Genomic DNA, 19,552 nt, shown 5'->3' with positions numbered 1-19,552 from the left:
TCCTGTGGGAGCGAGCTCGCTCCCACAGGAGATACGTGTTATCCGAGGCGGTGCCAGACGCGGCCGTCACGGGTGAGCAGCTCTTCGCCGGCCTTGGGGCCGTTTTCCCCGGCGGCATAGCTCTGCACGCTTGAGTCCTGCTGCCAGGCATCCAGGAACGGCTGCACGGCGCGCCAGCCGTTCTCGATGTTGTCGGCGCGCTGGAACAGCGTCTGGTCACCCGTCAGGCAATCGTAGATCAGGGTTTCGTAGCCGGTGGACGGCTGCATCTCGAAGAAGTCCTTGTAGGCGAACCCCAGCTCGATGTTATCCATTTTCAAGGCCTGACCGGGACGCTTGGCCAGCAGGTCGAACCACATGCCTTCGTTCGGCTGGATCTGAATGCGCAGATAGGTCGGCTGCAGCTCATCGACCTCGGTATCGCGGAACTGCGCATAGGGCGCCGGCTTGAAGCAGATCACGATCTCGGTGTCACGCACACTCATGCGCTTGCCGGTCCGCAGGTAGAACGGCACGCCGACCCAGCGCCAGTTATCGATCATGACCTTGAGGGCCACATAGGTTTCAGTATTGCTGTCGGGGGCGACGTTGTTTTCCTGGCGATAGCCCGGCAGTGCCTTGCCGTCGATCTCACCGGCGGCGTATTGGCCGCGCACCGAGTTGGCGCGGGCCTCCTCCACCGTCCAGGGCCTGATCGCGCCAACGACCTTGGCTTTCTCGCCGCGCACCGCATCGGCGCCAAACGCCGCGGGCGGCTCCATCGCCACCATCGCCAGCAGCTGGAACAGGTGATTGGGCACCATGTCCCGCAGCGCGCCGGTGTGCTCATAGAAACTGCCACGGGTTTCCACGCCGACGGTTTCGGCGGCGGTGATCTGCACGTGGTCGATGTAGTGATTGTTCCAGAACGCTTCGAACAGACTGTTTGAGAACCGGCTGACCAGGATGTTCTGCACGGTCTCCTTGCCCAGGTAATGGTCGATGCGGTAGATCTGCTTTTCCGTCATCACCTTGAGCAGGCAAGCGTTCAAGGCTTCGGCCGTATGCAGGTCGGAGCCGAAGGGTTTTTCGATCACTACCCTTCTGAAGGCCTCGGGGGTTTCTTCCAGCAAGCCGGCCGAACCGAGGCGGCGCACCACTTCACTGAAGAAACGCGGCGCGGTGGCCAGGTAGAACACCGCATTGCCGGTACCGCTGTCGGCGATTTTCGCCGCCAGCGCTTGATAAGTGCTGTCGTCCAGGAAGTCGCCCTGGACGTAGCTTATGCCTTTGGCGAGCTTGGCCCACAGTGCCGGGTCAAGGGCTTGATCGCCCTTGCCGGTCCTGGTGGCCACCTCGTTGCGAATGAAGTCCTCGAGTTTTTTCGCGAAGCCTTCATCGCTGATGGCGTTGTGGTCAACGCCGATGATCCGCAGTCCATTCCCGAGTAAACCGTCACGGCTGAGGTTGTACAGCGCCGGCATCAGCAGGCGCTTGACCAGATCGCCGTGGGCGCCGAACAGGAACAGCGTGGTCGGCGGCGCGGGTTCAGCCTTGGATTTCCTGCGGATCGCGTGGGTCATTTTTTCGAGGTCTCCACATGGCCGCCGAAGCCGAAGCGCTGGGCCGAGAGAATCTTGTCGCCAAAGGTGCCTTGCCCACGGGAACGGTAGCGGGAGAACAGCGAGTTCGACAGCACCGGCACCGGCACCGCTTGCTCCATGGCAGCTTCGATGGTCCATTGACCTTCACCGCTATCGGCCACGGACCCGGAGAAACCGTCGAGTTTCGGATCGCCGGCCAGGGCGTCGGCAGTCAGGTCCAGCAACCACGAGGACACCACGCTGCCACGGCGCCACACTTCGGCGATATCGGCGACGTTCAGGTCAAAACGCTGGTCTTGCGGCAGGCTCTCGCTGTTTTTGGTCTTGAGGATGTCGAAGCCTTCTGCAAACGCCTGCATCATCCCGTATTCGATGCCGTTGTGGATCATCTTCACGAAGTGCCCGGCACCAGCGGGACCGGCGTGAATGTAACCACGCTCGGCACGATCGTCGTCGGACTTGCGGTCCTTGGTGCGCGGGATGTCGCCCATGCCCGGGGCCAGGGTTGCGAACAGCGGGTCGAGGCGTTTAACGGTCTCGGCATCACCGCCGATCATCATGCAGTAACCGCGTTCCAGGCCCCAGACGCCGCCGGACGTACCGACGTCGATGTAGTGCAGGCCTTTTTCCGACAGGGTCTTCGCCCGGCGGATATCGTCCTTATAGAAGGTGTTGCCGCCGTCGATGATGGTGTCGCCGGCTTCGAGCAAGGTGCTCAGGGTGTCGATAGTTTCTTCGGTCGGCGCGCCGGCCGGCAGCATGACCCAGACCGCACGCGGTTTGGCCAGGCCAGCGACCAGTGCTGGCAGGTCGGTGACGCCGGTGGAGCCCTCTGTGGCCAGGGCTTCGACAAAGGCGGTATTGCGGTCATAAACAACGGTGGTGTGCCCGTTGAGCATCAGGCGCCGCGCAATATTGCCGCCCATGCGGCCCAGTCCAATAATCCCGAGTTGCATGTGCTGATGCTCCCTACTACAAATAAAAGTGTGTCAAAGGTTATAGCCCAACGCGACTCATGAGGTTAGTCCAGAGCGTTGGCGTGAAGTTTCCGGGCATTGTGCCCGATCCTGATGGTTAACGTCGGGAATCAAACCGAAGACACAACGACCATGAAAAATAAAAAAGTTCCCTTTGGGGGCAAAAGAAATCAAAATTGGCGCCGATAGTAGGTCAGCCCCGGATTTCGAGGCGTACCTACAGTTGAGACACGCCATTTGCGAGGTGAGCAATGGGCACAGTACATACCGCACTGCCAGCACAAACCCTTTACGTCACAATCCGTCGCGATGAATTGCGCCAGTTGAAAGACGAACGCGATCAGTTGAAGCAGGAACTGGCGCATTTGCGGCTGTTGCTGCAAACCGGCCAGACGCAGCCCCTGGCTGTGACGCAACGCGCCCCACTCGCCTGACCCCCTCCTTTCAAGCGGGAGCAGTCTGCACTGCTTCCGCACCGGCTCGCGACCTTCTCCGAGCAGGCTTCCCGTCCCGCGATAGCCACGAAGGCCGTTGGTGAAGTTAATTCCCATTTAACGGATTCGGCGGATAATGCCATTTCGACACTGCTTCATTGATTCATGGACGAAAGGCATCCGACATCTGTAGTGGGAGGCAAACCATGAAACGCACCGCAATGATTCTCGCCGGCCTGATGGCCTTGGGCTCAACCAGTGCTTTTGCCGAAGGTGGAGCCGAACGCATGCGCTATTACTACGAAAGCCTGCGACTGGCCCAGCAAGAAGCCCTCGGCCACCCTGTCCAGAGCACTGAGCTGCGGGTTCCGGACGATCAAACCGCACAAATGACTGAAACCTACAGACCGAAATGATCCATGGGCTTCTGACTGCGGCGCCATGGCCACAGAAGACTGTCGGGCGTCCTGACGGACGCCCTTTTTTTGCCAGTTGAATCAGAGGCTCTTGGTCCAGAACAGCATCCGCCCATGGGCCGGGTCGAACATGCCGGGGGCGAAACCGGCTTTTTCATAGGAACCCTGGGCCACGGCATTGCCCTCCAGCACTTCCAGGGTCAGCTTGCAGCAGCCACGCTGACGGGCGATGTCCTCGACCTTTTGCAACATCCTCTGGCTCAAGCCCAGGCCGCGAAATTTTTTCACCACCGCCACATCGTGCACATTGACCAGCGGCCGGCAGGCAAAGGTCGAGAATCCCTCGAAGCAATTGACCAGCCCGGCCGGTTCGCCACCGACAAAGGCCAGCACACTGAAAGCGTGGGGGCGCCGGGCAAGCTCGGCCGGGAGTTGTTCCAGTACATCGGCCGGCAACGGCTGGCCGCCGCCCATCGGGTCCTCGGCGTAGTGGTTCAACACCAGGCAAATAGCTTCGGCATGCACCGGATTGGTGTAACTGGCCTGAAGCACAAGAATTTCTGCGGAGTCCATTTCCATCCTCGATCACACATAAAGTAGCCCCCAGCATGTATTCACGCTGAAGTGCCGGCAGACCATAGCGCGAGCACCGTGGTACCGACAATCGCAACCGAGGAAATCTTTGGCACTCAAGCGCCCCAGATCAACGCCTCTGTCCACCCCAGTTCGACAAAATCCTCGGCCCGCAAGTGCGACTCACCGGCGCAGAAAAACTCGTCGAGTTGCGGTGGCTGGACCGAGGTGCCGCTGAGCATGGCGTGAACCTGGCCGCGGTGATGGATCTGGTGTTCAAACAAATGGGACAGCAGGCGCAAGCGACTGTCGTATTGCGGAGTGTCCCGGGCGATGGTCACGATTTTGCCGAGGTCGGCATCGCGCATCTGCTCGCAGTAGGCGATCAGCCGGCGGTCGACGTGGGCCTGTTCGCCAACCAGGTCCGGCGCCATGAGACAGGGTTCGTCTTCCTTGAAAAACACCCGGCAATCGGGATGCGGATCATCGCCGCGCAGTTCGCGCTCCAGGGCGTCCACATAAAACCAGTCACAGGTGAGGATGTGGTTGAGGGTGGCGCGGATCGTCGGGAAGAAACTGACCCTGGGTGCGCTCAGTTCCTGCAGGCTCAACTGACGCCAGGCCTTGGCCAGTCGGTGATTGGACCAGGCGTTCTGATAGGCCATGGTCAGCAAATGGTGCGACAGGGGCTGATTCATCTTCGCTGCTCCCGATCAAATCCGGATCAAACTTCGGCAAACCGCTGCAGTTGCATTTCCTGCAATCGACTGAGGGTACGGCGGAACGGGAATTCCAGATAACCCTCAGTGTAAAGCGATGCCATCGGTACTTGCGCTTCAAGGTACAGCGGCACCTTGCGGTCGTAGCACTCGTCCACCAGGGCAATGAACCGTCGCACACCGTCGTCATGCACTGACAACTGCGGCAACTCGCGATCTCCCGCGTCCACCCGCTCGACACCGTCCTCGGTACCGCGGGCAATGCGTCCGGCGCGTTTCTGTGCGCTGAGGTTGGGCACGTCACTCAACAGAATAGCGCCGTAGGTATCGCACAGGGCGATGAAATCCATGGCCGCGAAGGGTTGCTCGCACAGCGCGGCGTAACGGGTCCAGAGCACCGTCGGGCTGGCCTTGACCACCTCGAGGGTGCGGTAACCGACCTCTATCGGCTCGCGAGAGACTGACTGGCCTGCGCTCAACATCTGGAACACTTCACCCAGCGCGCCGGGCCTGCCGGATTCGGCCACCCAGTAACGTTGCGAACCGGCCCCCGGATGCAGGCGGTGGTCTTCCCCGCCATCCACTGCAATCACCTGCATGTGTTGCTTGATCGCCGCGATGGCGGGCATGAAACGGTCGCGATTGAAGCCGTCGGCGTACAACTGGTCCGGCGGCAGATTGGACGTGCAGACCACCACCACACCCTGTTCGAACATCACCTGGAACAGGCGCCCGAGAATGATCGCGTCGCCGATGTCATTGACGAACAACTCGTCGAAACACAGCACCCGCACTTCTTCGGCCAGTTCACGGGCCAACGCCTTGAGCGGATCGGCAGTGCCGGTCAGTTGAAACGAGCGCTGGTGCACCCAGCCCATGAAGTGGTGAAAGTGCTGACGCCGCGCCGGTACTCGCAGGCTTTGGTAGAACTGATCCATCAACCAGGTCTTGCCCCGCCCCACCGGCCCCCACAGGTACACGCCGGAAATGTGCGCGCGGCCTTCGTGCAGCGCCTCGTGGCATTTTTGCAGGGCCCACACGGCATGTTCCTGGGCCTCGTCCTGGACGAAGCCCTTTTGTTCAATGGCATGCTGCCAGGCGCTTAAGGGGGAATCGATAGTCATGGGCGGCAGTATGCCATTGCGCATGAATAACGCGACCAGTGATCGGCGATTTTATGCAGAAAGGAAAAGCGCCTTGACGATTTAGATTCCAGCATCATATTTAATAGATGTTGATACAAATCTATAGCCTCTGTCGCCATCCCTCTGGAGTCATCCCATGCATTACAGAGTTTTCGGTCGTAAAACCGGCTTGCGTGTTTCCGAACTGGCGTTGGGCGCCGGCAACTTTGGTACCGGTTGGGGTCATGGCGCCGAGCGCGACGAAGCCAGGCGCATTTTTGATGGCTACCTGGAAGCCGGCGGCAACTTCATCGATACCGCCAATGGCTATCAGGGCGGGCAGTCCGAGGCCATGCTCAGCGAATTCATCGCCGCAGAACGGGATCGCCTGGTCATCGCCACCAAATACACCCTCGGGACTACACCGGCGGCCGGCATTTCCCACACTGGCAACAGCCGCAAGAACATGGTGCGCGCCGTGGAAGAAAGCCTGAAACGCCTGAAGACCGAGCATATCGACCTGTTCTGGGCCCACATGAGTGATGGCGTCACGCCCATGGAAGAGATCCTGCGCGGGTTCGACGACCTGGTCAGTGCCGGAAAGATTCATTACGCCGGGCTGTCGAACTTTCCCGCGTGGCGCATCGCCCGTGCCGACCTGCTGGCCGAGGTGCGCGGTTTTGCGCCGATTGCCGCGATCCAGGTCGAGTACAGCCTCGCCGAGCGCACCGCCGAGCGTGAACAACTGCCGATGGCCGAAGCCCTGGGCCTGGCCGCGACCTTGTGGTCGCCGCTGGGTGGCGGCTTCCTGACTGGCAAGTATCGCAACAGTGAGGGCGACAATCGCGCGAACAAGCTCGGCGTGCTGATTCACGCCGAAAAAAGCGCCCGCGAAACCGCCCTGCTCGACACCTTGATCGATGTCGCCGCAGAACTGGACGCCAGCCCGACCCACGTGGCCATTGCCTGGCTGCGGGAAAAGGCCAACCGCTCGACCACGGCACTGATCCCGATCCTCGGCTCCCGGACCCGGGAGCAACTGGACGCCACGTTGGGCGCGCTGAATGTGCAGTTGAGCACCGAGCAACTGGCACGACTGGACGGCGTCAGTGACGTGGCCAAGGGCGTGCCGCACGAATCCATTTCCGGTTCGTTCGCGCGGTTCAGCGGGGGGCAGATCCTCGACTTGCCAATCGTTCCAGTGGCCTGACACCGCCAAAACTGTAGGAGCGAGCCTGCTCGCGATGAGGGCGGAACATTCAACATCTATGTTGGCTGAACGACCGCTATCGCGAGCAGGCTCGCTCCTACAGGGTTAGGCGTATTACCGATCAACCTTATGCCTGGCCGCATACAGACAAAGCATCTCCATCGCCAGCGTCGCCGCCGCCAGTGACGTGATCTCCGCGCTGTCATAGGCCGGAGCCACTTCCACCACGTCCATGCCCACCAGGTTGATCCCGCGCAGACCGCCGAGAATCTCCAGCGCCTGCACCGTGCTCAAGCCGCCGCACACGGGTGTTCCGGTGCCTGGGGCGAACGCCGGATCGAGGCAGTCGATGTCGAAGGTCAGGTAAACCGGGTTGTCGCCGACCCGCGCGCGAATCGCCTCGACAATCGCTTCGCAGCCACGGCGATGCACCTGCCGCGCGTCCAACACTTGAAAGCCTTGATGATCGTCGTTGGTGGTGCGCAAACCGATTTGTACCGAGCGCGACGGGTCCACCAGCCCTTCCCTGGCCGCGTGCCAGAACATGGTGCCGTGGTCGATGCGCTTGCCCTCTTCGTCCGGCCAGGTGTCGCTGTGGGCGTCGAAGTGGATCAGCGACAGCGCTCCGTGCTTGCGGGCATGGGCCTTGAGCAGCGGATAGGTGATGAAATGGTCGCCGCCAAAGGTCAGCATCGCCGTGCCGGCATTGAGGATGCGCTCAGCGTGGGCCTCAATCATTTCGGGCGTCGACTGCGGCGAGCCGTAATCGAAATCGCAATCGCCGTAATCGATGACCGCCAGGTGATCGAACGGATCAAACGTCCACGGCCAGTGCCGTTCCCAGGCGATCCCGGCAGAGGCGGCGCGAATGCCCCGTGGTCCGAAGCGTGCGCCGGGGCGGTTGCTGGTGGCCGTGTCGAACGGCACGCCACTGACGGCCACATCAACGCCACGCAGGTCACGACTGTAGCGGCGACGCATGAAACTGGTGATACCGGCGTAGGTACTTTCAGCGGCCGTGCCGTATAGGCTGTCACGGGTGATGGCTTGATCGTTCTGCATCGGGACGTCCATTGAAGGCTCCTTCTCTTTTCTTATTGGCGGCTACGGAAAGTGGTCCACAAGCGGGTGCGCTGGCGCATGTCCTTGAGGCTCATGCTGCGGTCGGCGTACAACCGCTCCCGCACATCGGCCATCGGGTAGATGTCCGGATCGGTGCGCACCGCTTCATCCACCAGCGGCGTGGCGGCCTGATTCGCCGTGGCGAAGAACAAAGTGTTGGTCAGTGCGGCCACGGACTCGGGGCGCAACATGAATTCGATAAAGGCACGGGCGGCTTCGGGGTGCGGCGCGTCCTTGGGGATCGCCAGGTTGTCCTGCCACACGATGGTGCCCTCCCTGGGAATCCGGTAGGCGATTTCATAGGGTTTATTGGCCTTGCGTGCCTGGTCGGCGGCCATGCTCGCGTCGCCGTTGTAGGTCAGCGCCAGGCACACGCTGCCATTGGCCAGGTCGCTGATCTGCCGCCCGGTGGCGACGTACAGCACGTTCGGCTGTAGCTGATGCAGCAACGCCTCGGCGGCTGACAGATCGTTCTTGTCCGTGCTGTAGGGATCTTTACCCAAATAATGCAGCGCCAGTCCGATCACCTCCTGAGGCGAGTCGAGAATGGCGATGCCGCAGTCTTTCAACTTGTTCGCGTACTCGGGTTTGAACAGTAGGTCCAGGCTGTTGAGCGGCGCATCCGGCAAGCGCTGTTTGACCGCCTCGACGTTCATGCCCAGACCCAGGGTGCCCCAGGTGTAAGGCACGCCATAGCGGTTGCCCGGGTCGACGGCGGCGAGTTTTTCCAGCAAGTCCGGATCGAGGTTGGCGTAACCCTTGAGCCCTTCGTGGGGAATCGGTTTCAACGCCCCGGCCGCAAGCCCCCGGGCCAGCACGCTGGAGGACGGCACCACCACGTCATAACCGCTGCCGCCGGTGAGCAACTTGGTCTCCAGTACTTCCGAAGAGTCGAAGGTGTCATAGCGCACATGGATACCCGTCTCCTGCTCGAACCGTTGCAGGGTTTCGGGGGCGACGTAATCGGCCCAACTGTACAGATTGACCACCTTGTCTTCGGCCTGGGCCGAGGCGGCCATGGCAAGGAACAGCGCGGGTAAACACAGCTTGAACTTGGGAGCCATGACGAACACCTGACCAGAGGAAGTGGTTGCAGGATGCGTCGTCGGATACATTGGTAAAATATCAAGTTAATTAACCTGACTTTATTACGGAGTAATGTTTGATGCTCGGCCAACTCCACGATCTGGATCTGCAATTGTTGCGGCTGTTTGTCAGCGTGGTGGAGTGCGGCGGTTTCAGCGCCGCCCAGGGCGAGTTGGGGTTGAGCCAGTCGAGCATCAGCCAGCAAATGGCCAAACTGGAAACCCGCCTGGGCTATCGACTATGCAGTCGCGGCAAGGGCGGGTTTAGCGTCACGCCAAAGGGCGAACAACTGCTCAGCGCCACCCGTGGATTGTTCCAGTCCATCGAAGCCTTCCGGCATCAATCCAACGGCGTGGCCGGGCGCTTGATCGGCGAAGTGCGCCTGGGCCTGTCCGAAGCCCTGGATCAATCGGTGCTGCAACGGGTGGCCGAGGCGATCCGGTGCTTCCGTGAACGGGACGAATCCGTGCGCATCGAACTGATCAGCGCCATGCCCGGCGAAATGGAGCGCTTACTGCTGCAACAGCGCCTGGACCTGGCCATCGGCTACTTCTCGCAAGTGCAAAGTGCGTTTGACTACCGCCAACTGTTCATTGAGACCCAGCATCTGTATTGCGCCCCCGGCCATCCGCTGTTCACCAACCCGGCCCCCAACGATCAGGATCTGCAGGCCTGCGACCGGGTCGATCACCCCTACCGTTTCCTGCGCAGTGACGAACCCTTCCAGGGCAAGTTGTGTTCGGCGCGCTCCGAACAAGTGGAAGGCACCCTCGCCTTCATCCTTTCCGGCAAGCATGTCGGTTACTTGCCCAGCCACTTCGCTCGCGGCTGGGAAGACAAGGGTTTGCTCAGGGCCGTGCGCCGAGGCGACATGAGTTTCGATGTCGCGTTTCATCTGGCCCGGCATCGGGCACAGGTGGCCGGCGAGGCGCAGAAGGCGTTCGAAGAGGATCTGCTCGCGGCGTTTGCCTGAATTCGCCTTGGTCTACGCTGTAACAGTATCGGACACCGACATGCAAAAATGCACAGATAACCTGCAGTTATCCGGGTTGCACAAGGCAAATTTGCACTGATACGATCCGCCATCGCTCGCGCGCGAGCATCTCGATAAAGAACAATAAAAGCAGGGAGTTAGTGATGACTGCTCAGGTTTTTTCTCCCGGGACTCAGTCCATGGATGCCATGCAGAACGAAGTGCTGGCCGAGGTTCGCAACCACATTGGTCACCTGACCCTCAACCGCCCCGCCGGCCTCAATGCCCTCACCCTGGACATGGTGCGAAACCTGCACCGCCAGCTCGACGCCTGGGCACAGGATCCGCAAGTCCATGCCGTGGTCTTGCGCGGTGCCGGGGAAAAAGCCTTCTGCGCTGGCGGCGACATTCGCTCGCTGCATGACAGCTTCAAAAACGGCGACACCCTGCACGAAGATTTCTTCGTCGAGGAATACGCCCTCGACCTCGCGATCCACCACTACCGCAAACCGGTGCTGGCCCTGATGGACGGTTTTGTCCTCGGCGGCGGCATGGGCCTGGTGCAAGGCGCAGACTTGCGCGTGGTCACCGAGAAAAGCCGCCTGGCCATGCCGGAAGTCGGCATCGGCTATTTCCCCGACGTCGGCGGCAGTTACTTCCTGCCGCGCATCCCCGGTGAGCTGGGGATCTACCTCGGCGTCAGCGGTGTGCAGATTCGCGCCGCCGATGCGCTGTATTGCGGCCTGGCCGACTGGTACCTGGAAAGCGACAAACTGGGCACGCTAGACGAGAAACTTGACCAGCTCGAATGGCACGATACGCCACTCAAGGATCTGCAAGGCCTGCTGGCGAAATTCGCCGTGCAACAACTGCCCGACGCGCCACTGGCGACTTTGCGCCCGGCCATCGACCACTTCTTCGCCCAAGCCGACGTGCCGAGTATTGTGGAGCAACTGCGTCAGGTAACGGTCGCGGACAGCCATGAGTGGGCCGTCACCACCGCCGACCTGCTGGAAACCCGCTCGCCGCTGGCCATGGCCGTGACCCTGGAAATGCTCCGTCGCGGACGCGAGCTGCCGTTGGAACAATGTTTCGCCCTTGAGCTGCACCTGGACCGCCAGTGGTTCGAGCGCGGCGACCTGATCGAAGGCGTGCGCGCCTTGCTGATCGACAAAGACAAGACACCACGCTGGAACCCGCCCACCCTCCAGGCGCTGGACGCCGAACACGTGGCGAGCTTCTTCAGCGAGTTTGACCAGAGCGAGAGCTGAGCCATGCACGATATTGAATTGAGCGAAGAACAAGTCATGATCCGCGACATGGCCCGGGATTTTGCCCGCGGCGAAATCGCGCCCCATGCCCAGGCCTGGGAAAAGGCCGGCTGGATCGACGACGGTCTGGTGAAGAAGATGGGCGAACTGGGCCTGCTGGGCATGGTGGTCCCCGAGGAATGGGGCGGCACCTATGTCGACTACGTGGCCTACGCCCTGGCGGTAGAAGAGATTTCCGCCGGCGACGGTGCTACCGGCGCCTTCATGAGCATCCACAACTCCGTGGGCTGCGGACCGGTGCTCAACTACGGCAGCGAAGAACAGAAACAGACCTGGCTGGCGGACCTTGCCAGCGGCCAGGTCATCGGCTGCTTCTGCCTGACCGAACCCCAGGCCGGTTCCGAGGCGCACAATCTGCGCACTCGTGCCGAACTGCGCGACGGCCAGTGGGTGATCAACGGCGCCAAACAATTCGTCAGCAACGGCAAGCGCGCCAAGCTGGCAATTGTGTTTGCCGTGACCGATCCGGACTTGGGCAAACGTGGCATCTCGGCGTTCCTGGTACCGACCGATACCGCAGGTTTTATCGTCGACCGCACCGAACACAAGATGGGCATCCGTGCTTCCGACACCTGCGCGGTGACCCTGAACGACTGCACCATCCCCGAAGCCAATCTGCTGGGCGAACGCGGCAAAGGCCTGGCCATCGCCTTGTCCAACCTCGAAGGCGGCCGCATCGGCATCGCCGCCCAGGCGCTGGGCATCGCCCGCGCGGCGTTTGAAGCGGCCCTGGCGTATTCCCGTGATCGTGTGCAGTTCGGCAAAACGATCAATGAGCACCAGAGCATCGCCAATTTGCTGGCCGACATGCACATGCAATTGAACGCCGCTCGGTTGATGATCCTGCACGCCGCACGCCTGCGCACGGCCGGCAAACCCTGCCTGTCGGAGGCGTCACAAGCCAAGCTGTTTGCGTCGGAAATGGCGGAAAAGGTCTGCTCGTCCGCCATTCAGATTCATGGCGGCTATGGCTACCTGGAAGACTATCCGGTGGAGAAGTACTACCGGGATGCGCGGATCACGCAGATCTACGAAGGGTCGAGCGAGATTCAGCGGATGGTGATTGCCCGCGAACTGAAGAACTACTTGGTGTGAAGGCCTAAAAGCATCGCGAGCAAGCTCGCTCCCACAGGTTCCGAGGGTGTACACAATATGTGTGAACGACCGAGAACACTGTGGGAGCGAGCTTGCTCGCGATAGCGTCAGCAGGAACGCCGCATTACTTACCTTGGAATTCAGCCTCACGCTTGGCAATAAACGCCGCCATCCCTTCCTTCTGATCCTGCGTCGCAAACGCCGCATGGAACACTCGGCGCTCAAAGCGCACGCCTTCGGCCAGGCTCACTTCAAAGGCACGGTTGACGCTTTCCTTGACCATCATCGCAATCGGCAACGACTTCTTGGCGATCAGCGCCGCGACTTTCAGCGCTTCATCCAGCAGCTCATCACTTGGCACGATACGCGCCACGATGCCGCAACGCTCCGCTTCCACGGCATCGATCAAGCGGCCGCTCAGGCACATTTCCATGGCCTTGGCCTTGCCCACGGCGCGGGTCAGACGCTGGGTACCGCCCATGCCCGGCAGCACGCCGAGGTTGATTTCCGGCTGGCCGAACCTGGCGTTGTCGCCGGCCAGGATGAAGTCGCACATCAACGCCAGCTCACAACCGCCACCCAGGGCGAAACCGTTGACCGCCGCGATGATCGGCTTGCGGCGGTTGGCCACGCGGTCGCTGTCGCTGAACAGGTCGTCGATGTAGATCTGCGGATAGGTCAGCTCGGCCATTTCCTTGATGTCGGCACCGGCGGCGAAGGCTTTTTTCGAACCGGTCAGGACGATGCAGCCGATGTTCGAGTCAGCCTCGAAGCCATCGAGGGCCTGGTTCAGTTCGCTGACGATCTGCGCGTTCAACGCATTCAGCGCTTGTGGACGGTTGAGGGTGATCAGGCCAACGCGGCCGTGGGTTTCCAGCAAAATCGTTTCGTAGCTCAGCTCTTTGTCGCTCACAGGGGGGACTCCTTCTTATAAGTTGCGCGAAATGACCATGCGCTGAATATCGCTGGTGCCTTCGTAAATCTGGCAGACCCGCACGTCGCGGTAGATCCGTTCCAGCGGGAAGTCGTTGAGGTAACCGTAGCCGCCAAGGGTTTGCAGCGCCGAGGAGCATACCTTCTCGGCCATTTCCGAGGCGAACAGTTTGGCCATCGACGCTTCGACCAGGGCCGGTTTGCCACTGTCACGCAGGGCGGCGGCGTAGTGCACCATTTGCCGCGCCACGGCGATCTGGGTGGCCATATCCGCCAGGCGGAAGGCCACGGCCTGGTGCTCGATGATCGGCTTGCCGAAACTCTGGCGCTCACGGGCGTAGTCTCGCGCCGCTTCGAACGCGGCGCGGGCCATGCCCACCGATTGCGAAGCGATGCCGACGCGACCGCCTTCAAGGTTGGCCAGGGCAATCCTGTAGCCTTCGCCCTCCTCGCCCAGACGGTTGGCCACCGGCACCTTCACGTCTTCGAAGAGAATCTGGCAGGTGTCGGACGCATGCTGACCGAGCTTGTCCTCGACCCGTGCAACGGTGTAGCCCGGCGAATCGGTCGGCACGATAAAGGCACTGATGCCGCGTTTGCCAGCGCTCGGATCGGTCACCGCAAACACGATCACCACCCCGGCATTCTGCCCGGAGGTGATGAATTGCTTGCAGCCGTTGAGTACGTAGTGATCGCCTTCCAGGCGGGCACGGGTTTTCAAGCCGCTGGCGTCGGAACCGGCTTGGGGCTCGGTCAAAGCGAAAGCGCCGAGCATCGCACCGCTGGCCAGCGGTTTGAGGAAGCGCTCTTTCTGCTCATCGGTGCCGTAGTTGAGGATCGGCACACAGCCCACGGAGTTGTGCACGCTCATGATGGTCGAGCAGGCGCCATCGCCGGCGGCGATTTCTTCCAGCGCCATGGCGTAGGCCAGGTAACCGGTGTCGCATCCGCCCCACTGCTCCGGCACCAGCATGCCGAAGAAGCCCAGCCCGGCCATCTCGCCGATAGCTTCCTTGGGAAAGCGATGCTCACGGTCCCACTCGGCAGCGAACGGCTTCAGCCGTTCCTGGGCAAAGTCCCGGGCCATGTCGCGGATTTGTTGTTGGTCGTCATTGGGGATCATGGTGAATCCTTGAATCTGGTTACGACGCAGAACCCTGTAGGAGTGAGCCTGCTCGCGAAGAGGCCGTGTCAGTCGACATCATCGTCGGATGACACACCGCTTTCGCGAGCAAGCCCGCTCCCACTTGGGATTGGCGTCAGTTTCAGTAGAGGCATTCCACAGCCATCGCCGTCGCTTCACCGCCACCGATGCAAATCGCTGCCACGCCGCGCTTCAAGCCTTTCTGGCGCAGGGCCGAAAGCAGGGTCACCAGAATCCGCGCGCCGGACGCCCCGATCGGGTGACCGAGGGCGCACGCACCGCCGTGCACGTTGAGCTTCTCGTGGGGGATTTCCAGATGCGTCATCGCGGCCATGCCGACCACGGCGAAGGCTTCGTTGACTTCCACCAGATCGACGTCGTTGAGCGACCAGCCGGTTTTTTTCATCAATTTCTTGATCGCACCGATTGGCGCCACCGGGAACAGGCCCGGGGTGTCGGCGAATGCGGCGTGGCCATGAATCACCGCCAAGGGTTTCAGGCCTTGCTTCTGTGCCTGCGACTGGCGCATCAGCACCAACGCGGCGGCACCGTCGGAGATCGAACTGGAATTGGCCGCCGTCACCGTACCGCCATCGCGGAACGCCGGTTTCAACGAAGCGATCTTGTCCAGCCTGGCTTTTGGCGGCTGCTCGTCATTGCTGATCACCACCTGCTCTTTGCCGACGGTCACGGTCAGCGGGACGATTTCGGCCTTGAAGCTGCCGTCCTTGATCGCCTGCTGCGCGCGGGTGGTCGAGGCAATGGCGAACGCGTCCTGGGCTTCACGGCTGAAGCTATTGGTTTCGGCGCATTCTTCGGCGAAGGTGCCCATCAGGCGGCCCTTGTCGTAGGCGTCTTCGAGGCCATCGAGGAACATCGAGTCCTGCACCCGGCCATGACCCATGCGGTAGCCGGCACGGGCGCGGTCCAGCAGGTAAGGTGCGTTGGACATGCTTTCCATGCCACCGGCGACCACGACGTCGGCACTGCCCGCCACCAGCATGTCATGGGCCAGAATCGCCGCTTCCATGCCGGAGCCGCACATTTTGTTCAGGGTGGTGCAGCGGGTCGATTTATCCAGCCCCGCGCCCAGCGCCGCCTGACGCGCAGGGGCCTGGCCAAGGCCGGCCGGCAGCACGCAGCCGAACAACACTTCGTCGACAGAATCGCTGGCAACGCCAGCGCGTTCCACCGCTGCTTTGATGGCCGCCGCGCCGAGTTGCGGCGCGGTCAGGCTTTTCAATTCGCCCTGGAAGCCGCCCATCGGGGTGCGGACGGCGCTGACGATAACAATTGGATCGTTGGAAATAGTCATGACAAATCCTCCTTACTTGGCGGCCATGCGCAAGGCACCGTCGAGACGGATCACCTCGCCATTGAGCATGCTGTTTTCAATGATATGCCTGACCAGCCCGGCGTACTCGGCCGGTTTACCCAGGCGCGGCGGGAATGGCACGCCAGCGGCCAGGGAGTCGCGGACTTCCTGGGTCATGCCGGCCATCATCGGCGTCTCGAAGATGCCCGGGGCGATCGTCATTACACGTATCCCGAAACGCGCCAGCTCACGGGCCGCCGGCAAGGTCAGGCTGACAATCGCGCCCTTGGACGCCGAGTAAGCCGCCTGGCCGATCTGACCGTCGTAAGCTGCGGCAGACGCAGTGTTGATGATCACGCCGCGCTCGCCATCGGCATCCGCTTCGGTCTCGGCAATCGCCGCTGCCGCCAGACGCAGCATGTTGAAGCTGCCGATCAGGTTGACGTTGATCACTTGGCTGAAACTGGCCAGCGCATGTGGGCCGTTCTTGCCGAGAATCTTCTCGCCACGCACGATGCCGGCGCAATTGACCAGGCCATTGAGGCCGCCAAAGGCTTTGACCGTCGCCTGTACCGCAGCTTCGGCCGCCGCTTCGTTGCTGATATCCGCCACCACGCTGTGTGCACCAAGGCGCTGGGCCTGGGCTGCAACGGCTTCGGCGTTCATGTCCACCAGCATCACTTTCGCGCCAGCGGCGACCAGCACCTCGGCGGTGGCTGCACCGAGGCCGGAAGCGCCACCGGTGACGATAAAAATCTTGTTCTGGATCTGCATCATTGTTTCCCTGGATTCAAGCTGGAAGGTTCTTCGCCGCAGCCTCTTGAGCCTTGGCGATTTCCTGGTTGCGCAAGATAAAGCGCTGCAATTTGCCGCTGGGGGTTTTCGGCAATTCGCTGACAAATTCGATTTCACGGGGGTACGAGTGCGCCGCCAGACGCTTGCGCACGTGTTGGCGCAGCTCTTCGGCCAACTCGGGGGCGGCGCGGTACTGTGGGCTGAGTACGACGAAGGCCTTGACCAGTTCGGTGCGCTCCGGATCGGGCTTGCCGACCACTGCAGCCTCGACCACGGCCGGGTGTTCGATCAGCGCACTTTCCACGTCGAAGGGACCGACCCGGTAGCCGGAAGTGGTGATCACGTCATCGCTGCGACCGACGAAGCTGATGCTGCCGTCCGGGTTCCACTCGACAGTGTCGCCACTCAGGTAGTAGTTGCCGACAAAGGCCTTGGTCGGTCCGCCTTCGTAGCCGGCGAACCAGCACATCGGCGACTGGCTGCGGTCGATGGCGAGGATGCCCGGCTGGCCAACGCCGAGTTCCTTGTATTCATCGTCCAGTACCACAATGCGGTGGCCCGGCGAGGCAAAACCGGCGGCGCCCATGTGAATCGGGTGCTCAAGGCCGTGGTGGTTGCACAGCACCATGCCCAGTTCGGTCTGGCCGTAGTGGTCGTGGATAACCACGTCGAGGTTGTCGGCGAACCAGCGGATCACTTCCGGGTTCAGCGGCTCGCCGGCGCTGCTGACGATACGCAGCTTGCCTTTGATCGATCTGGCGAATTCATCGCCGCCGGCAATCAGCAAACGGTAGGCCGTCGGCGAACCGGTGAGGTTGGTGATGCCGTACTTGTTGATCACCCGGCAGGTGCTTTCGAGGGTGAACGGGCCATCGTAAAAGGTGATCGGATGACCCATGGACATTGGCCCCGTGACCCCGAAATAAATACCGTAGGCCCAACCCGGATCGGCGACGTTCCAGAAGGCATCTTCCGGGCGCAGATCCACGGCATCGCGGGTGTAGCTCTGGAACGCAACGATGGCCTTGAGCGGCACCGATAGCGCTTTCGACGGGCCGGTGGTGCCCGAGGTGAACATCAGCAGGAACGGATCTTCGCCGGTCAGCAGCACCGGTTCACAGTCGGCGGAACAATTGGCCAGTTCGGCCCAGAAACTGGAATCGCCACGCACCAGGCCCTGCCCTTTGGGGCCGGTGACAGTAACGATGGTCGGGCAATCGGCGACTTCGGCGAGTTTCGACCGGTTCACTGCATCGGTCACCACCACTTTGGCGCCAGAGCTGCCCAGGCGGTGCTCGATGGCCTTGGGCCCGAACGCGGTAAACAGCGGTTGATACACCGCGCCGATGCGCCAGGTAGCGAACACGGTGATCAAGAGTTCGATATTGCGGGGCAACAGGCCGGCGACCTTGTCGCCTTTCTTTACGCCCTGGGCCAGCAGGTAGTTGGCGAAACGCGCGGCCTTGTCCTGCAAGTCGGTGAAGGTGTACGTCGCACCAGTGCCGTCGCGTCCTTCCCAGAACAGCGCGATGCGACCCGGCAAGGCATGCCGGTCACAGCATTCGACACAGGCGTTGAGGGCCGTCAGATCGCCTGCGAGTGCGGCATCGACGGTGTGCTGATAATTGAACTGAGAAGTAGCAGACAAGTAATCGCGCATTGCCAGAATCCCTCTGTGTTTTTTATTAGGTTGGGGGAACCGTAATCAACAGGGAAATACTCGCTCTGTGCGGGTTAGCGGGCAATGGTCAAAGTTATCAAGTTGCCTGACTGCTTTGGCCAAAGCCCGCAGGGCATCAGGAGGTGAAGCGCACTCCGGGTTTGGCGCGCTCGTCCACGGTCAGCTCGAACACATCCGGCCGGGCGTAGTGCCCGACCACGTCATAGTCGTAGCGGGCGCGTACCAGGTCGTCGGTGTCAATTTGCGCGGTGAGCAACCCAGCGCTGTCGCGCAGAGGTCCTGCGAGGATGTCGCCCATGGGACCTACGATCACACTGCCGCCAGCAATCAACGGCCGCTCCGCCGGCCAGTTGGCAATGTCCAGGCCCAGGGCTTGGGGCGATGCCTGGACCTGGCAGGCGCTGACCACGAAGCAGCGCCCTTCATGGGCGATGTGGCGCATGCTGACTTGCCACATCTCCCGCTCGTCCACGGTCGGCGCGCACCACACCTCCACGCCCTTGGCGTACATCGCCGTGCGCAGCAGCGGCATCATGTTTTCCCAGCACACCACCGCACCGACGCGCCCGACCTGGCTGTCGATCACCGGCAAGGTCGAGCCATCGCCCTTGCCCCAGATCAGGCGTTCGGTGCCGGTGGGCATCAGTTTGCGGTGTTTGGCCACCAGTCCGGCCTGCGGATCGAAGTACAGCGCAGTGCAGTACAAGGTGCTGCCGGCGCGCTCGATCACACCGATCACTAGATTCGCTCCGGTGCGTGCCGACAGCGCCGCCAGCGCCTCGGTTTCCACACCAGGTACGTCGATGGCATTGGCAAAATAACGGGCAAAGGCTTCGCGCCCTTGCGGCAGGCGATAGCCCAATTGGGTGCCAAAGCCCTCGCCCTTGGGATAACCGCCCAGCAGCGCTTCCGGCATCACCACCAACCCGGCACCGGATTCGATGATCGCGCTTTCATAGGACAGGATCTGTTCCAGGGTTTCAGCCTTGCCACCGGGCAAGGCGCCGATTTGCAGGGCCGCTACGATTGATTTGGGCATCT

Annotated in this window: 19 protein-coding genes; 6 read left to right on the top strand and 13 right to left on the bottom strand. The window is 61.6% G+C overall.

Annotated elements, in window-relative coordinates:
• Positions 1-38: 38 nt before the first annotated feature.
• Together zwf and gnd are read right to left on the bottom strand one after the other, a co-directional pair.
• The gene (gene zwf / locus KGB07_RS00185) at positions 39-1,562 is read right to left on the bottom strand and encodes a glucose-6-phosphate dehydrogenase (RefSeq protein WP_046042081.1); all 1,524 of its coding nucleotides are present in this window, start codon (positions 1,560-1,562) and stop codon (positions 39-41) included.
• Positions 1,559-2,539: a phosphogluconate dehydrogenase (NAD(+)-dependent, decarboxylating) gene (gene gnd, locus KGB07_RS00180; RefSeq protein WP_046042082.1), complete on the bottom strand. Its 981-nt coding sequence runs from the start codon at positions 2,537-2,539 to the stop codon at positions 1,559-1,561. Before gnd ends, zwf begins: the two co-directional genes overlap by 4 nt.
• 272 nt (positions 2,540-2,811) lie before the next feature.
• On the opposite strand from gnd, the gene KGB07_RS00175 reads away from it, so the two are divergent.
• Positions 2,812-2,994, top strand: coding sequence for a DUF6026 family protein (locus KGB07_RS00175; RefSeq protein ID WP_046042083.1), 183 nt, complete (start codon positions 2,812-2,814; stop codon positions 2,992-2,994).
• A 206-nt stretch (positions 2,995-3,200) separates the two neighbouring features.
• Positions 3,201-3,410, top strand: coding sequence for a hypothetical protein (locus tag KGB07_RS00170; RefSeq protein ID WP_046042084.1), 210 nt, complete (start codon positions 3,201-3,203; stop codon positions 3,408-3,410).
• Between the two features lie 81 nt (positions 3,411-3,491).
• Here the strand turns inward: KGB07_RS00170 and KGB07_RS00165 are convergent, their stop codons facing one another.
• The 3 genes from KGB07_RS00165 to zapE form a co-directional block, all read right to left on the bottom strand.
• On the bottom strand, positions 3,492-3,983 hold the full coding sequence (locus KGB07_RS00165; RefSeq protein WP_046042085.1) for a GNAT family N-acetyltransferase: 492 nt from the start codon (positions 3,981-3,983) through the stop codon (positions 3,492-3,494).
• A 116-nt stretch (positions 3,984-4,099) separates the two neighbouring features.
• Positions 4,100-4,681: a DinB family protein gene (locus KGB07_RS00160; RefSeq protein WP_223464074.1), complete on the bottom strand. Its 582-nt coding sequence runs from the start codon at positions 4,679-4,681 to the stop codon at positions 4,100-4,102.
• Positions 4,682-4,707: 26 nt separating this feature from the next.
• Positions 4,708-5,826 carry a cell division protein ZapE gene (gene zapE, locus KGB07_RS00155; RefSeq protein ID WP_046042087.1) on the bottom strand — a complete coding sequence of 373 codons (1,119 nt, stop codon included), beginning with the start codon at positions 5,824-5,826 and terminating at the stop codon, positions 4,708-4,710.
• A 157-nt stretch (positions 5,827-5,983) separates the two neighbouring features.
• Here zapE and KGB07_RS00150 point away from each other — a divergent pair, with 157 nt between their 5' ends.
• Positions 5,984-7,036, top strand: a complete 1,053-nt coding sequence (locus KGB07_RS00150) for an aldo/keto reductase (RefSeq protein ID WP_223464073.1) — start codon at positions 5,984-5,986, stop codon at positions 7,034-7,036.
• A 114-nt stretch (positions 7,037-7,150) separates the two neighbouring features.
• On the opposite strand, the gene speB is transcribed toward KGB07_RS00150, so the two are convergent.
• Both speB and KGB07_RS00140 read right to left on the bottom strand, forming a co-directional pair.
• Complete coding sequence (gene speB, locus KGB07_RS00145) at positions 7,151-8,110, bottom strand: agmatinase (protein WP_223464072.1); 960 nt, start codon at positions 8,108-8,110, stop codon at positions 7,151-7,153.
• Between the two features lie 20 nt (positions 8,111-8,130).
• Entirely contained in the window at positions 8,131-9,222 is a 1,092-nt protein-coding gene (locus KGB07_RS00140; RefSeq protein ID WP_046042090.1) for a polyamine ABC transporter substrate-binding protein, read from the bottom strand.
• A 101-nt stretch (positions 9,223-9,323) separates the two neighbouring features.
• On the opposite strand from KGB07_RS00140, the gene KGB07_RS00135 reads away from it, so the two are divergent.
• The 3 genes from KGB07_RS00135 to KGB07_RS00125 all read left to right on the top strand — a co-directional run bounded on the left by KGB07_RS00135 (position 9,324) and on the right by KGB07_RS00125 (position 12,643).
• Entirely contained in the window at positions 9,324-10,217 is an 894-nt protein-coding gene (locus KGB07_RS00135; protein ID WP_223464071.1) for a LysR family transcriptional regulator, read from the top strand.
• 164 nt (positions 10,218-10,381) lie between these two features.
• The gene (locus KGB07_RS00130; RefSeq protein ID WP_223464070.1) at positions 10,382-11,488 is read left to right on the top strand and encodes an enoyl-CoA hydratase/isomerase family protein; all 1,107 of its coding nucleotides are present in this window, start codon (positions 10,382-10,384) and stop codon (positions 11,486-11,488) included.
• 3 nt (positions 11,489-11,491) lie between these two features.
• Positions 11,492-12,643, top strand: coding sequence for an acyl-CoA dehydrogenase family protein (locus tag KGB07_RS00125; RefSeq protein WP_046042094.1), 1,152 nt, complete (start codon positions 11,492-11,494; stop codon positions 12,641-12,643).
• Positions 12,644-12,767: 124 nt separating this feature from the next.
• Here the strand turns inward: KGB07_RS00125 and KGB07_RS00120 are convergent, their stop codons facing one another.
• The 6 genes from KGB07_RS00120 to KGB07_RS00095 form a co-directional block, all read right to left on the bottom strand.
• Positions 12,768-13,541: an enoyl-CoA hydratase gene (locus KGB07_RS00120; protein ID WP_057714717.1), complete on the bottom strand. Its 774-nt coding sequence runs from the start codon at positions 13,539-13,541 to the stop codon at positions 12,768-12,770.
• A 30-nt stretch (positions 13,542-13,571) separates the two neighbouring features.
• Positions 13,572-14,699 carry an acyl-CoA dehydrogenase gene (locus KGB07_RS00115; protein ID WP_056724585.1) on the bottom strand — a complete coding sequence of 376 codons (1,128 nt, stop codon included), beginning with the start codon at positions 14,697-14,699 and terminating at the stop codon, positions 13,572-13,574.
• Between the two features lie 142 nt (positions 14,700-14,841).
• Complete coding sequence (locus KGB07_RS00110; RefSeq protein ID WP_223457062.1) at positions 14,842-16,035, bottom strand: acetyl-CoA C-acyltransferase; 1,194 nt, start codon at positions 16,033-16,035, stop codon at positions 14,842-14,844.
• Between the two features lie 12 nt (positions 16,036-16,047).
• Entirely contained in the window at positions 16,048-16,809 is a 762-nt protein-coding gene (locus KGB07_RS00105) for an SDR family NAD(P)-dependent oxidoreductase (RefSeq protein ID WP_046042097.1), read from the bottom strand.
• 16 nt (positions 16,810-16,825) lie between these two features.
• Positions 16,826-18,490: an AMP-binding protein gene (locus KGB07_RS00100; protein ID WP_223464069.1), complete on the bottom strand. Its 1,665-nt coding sequence runs from the start codon at positions 18,488-18,490 to the stop codon at positions 16,826-16,828.
• 136 nt (positions 18,491-18,626) lie between these two features.
• Positions 18,627-19,550 carry a carbon-nitrogen hydrolase family protein gene (locus tag KGB07_RS00095; RefSeq protein ID WP_223464067.1) on the bottom strand — a complete coding sequence of 308 codons (924 nt, stop codon included), beginning with the start codon at positions 19,548-19,550 and terminating at the stop codon, positions 18,627-18,629.
• Between the last annotated feature and the right edge of the window lie 2 nt (positions 19,551-19,552).

The sequence above is a fragment of the Pseudomonas sp. GL-RE-26 genome (genome assembly GCF_019956275.1).
In the GTDB taxonomy this organism is placed as follows: Bacteria; Pseudomonadota; Gammaproteobacteria; order Pseudomonadales; family Pseudomonadaceae; genus Aquipseudomonas; species Aquipseudomonas grandcourensis.
The sequence above is the reverse complement of the archived record's forward strand: the minus strand, read 5'-3'. Positions and strand labels throughout refer to the sequence as shown.

Excerpts from the sequence above, each read along its gene's own strand:
- speB (WP_223464072.1), bottom strand. The coding sequence starts at position 8,110 with ATGGACGTCCCGATGCAGAACGATCAAGCCATCACCCGTGACAGCCTA.
- KGB07_RS00140 (WP_046042090.1), bottom strand. The coding sequence starts at position 9,222 with ATGGCTCCCAAGTTCAAGCTGTGTTTACCCGCGCTGTTCCTTGCCATG.
- KGB07_RS00150 (WP_223464073.1), top strand. The coding sequence starts at position 5,984 with ATGCATTACAGAGTTTTCGGTCGTAAAACCGGCTTGCGTGTTTCCGAA.
- KGB07_RS00095 (WP_223464067.1), bottom strand. The coding sequence starts at position 19,550 with ATGCCCAAATCAATCGTAGCGGCCCTGCAAATCGGCGCCTTGCCCGGT.
- gnd (WP_046042082.1), bottom strand. The coding sequence starts at position 2,539 with ATGCAACTCGGGATTATTGGACTGGGCCGCATGGGCGGCAATATTGCG.
- KGB07_RS00175 (WP_046042083.1), top strand. The coding sequence starts at position 2,812 with ATGGGCACAGTACATACCGCACTGCCAGCACAAACCCTTTACGTCACA.
- KGB07_RS00160 (WP_223464074.1), bottom strand. The coding sequence starts at position 4,681 with ATGAATCAGCCCCTGTCGCACCATTTGCTGACCATGGCCTATCAGAAC.
- KGB07_RS00100 (WP_223464069.1), bottom strand. The coding sequence starts at position 18,490 with ATGCGCGATTACTTGTCTGCTACTTCTCAGTTCAATTATCAGCACACC.
- KGB07_RS00115 (WP_056724585.1), bottom strand. The coding sequence starts at position 14,699 with ATGATCCCCAATGACGACCAACAACAAATCCGCGACATGGCCCGGGAC.
- KGB07_RS00110 (WP_223457062.1), bottom strand. The coding sequence starts at position 16,035 with ATGACTATTTCCAACGATCCAATTGTTATCGTCAGCGCCGTCCGCACC.
- zwf (WP_046042081.1), bottom strand. The coding sequence starts at position 1,562 with ATGACCCACGCGATCCGCAGGAAATCCAAGGCTGAACCCGCGCCGCCG.
- zapE (WP_046042087.1), bottom strand. The coding sequence starts at position 5,826 with ATGACTATCGATTCCCCCTTAAGCGCCTGGCAGCATGCCATTGAACAA.
- KGB07_RS00135 (WP_223464071.1), top strand. The coding sequence starts at position 9,324 with ATGCTCGGCCAACTCCACGATCTGGATCTGCAATTGTTGCGGCTGTTT.
- KGB07_RS00125 (WP_046042094.1), top strand. The coding sequence starts at position 11,492 with ATGCACGATATTGAATTGAGCGAAGAACAAGTCATGATCCGCGACATG.
- KGB07_RS00105 (WP_046042097.1), bottom strand. The coding sequence starts at position 16,809 with ATGCAGATCCAGAACAAGATTTTTATCGTCACCGGTGGCGCTTCCGGC.
- KGB07_RS00165 (WP_046042085.1), bottom strand. The coding sequence starts at position 3,983 with ATGGACTCCGCAGAAATTCTTGTGCTTCAGGCCAGTTACACCAATCCG.
- KGB07_RS00170 (WP_046042084.1), top strand. The coding sequence starts at position 3,201 with ATGAAACGCACCGCAATGATTCTCGCCGGCCTGATGGCCTTGGGCTCA.
- KGB07_RS00130 (WP_223464070.1), top strand. The coding sequence starts at position 10,382 with ATGACTGCTCAGGTTTTTTCTCCCGGGACTCAGTCCATGGATGCCATG.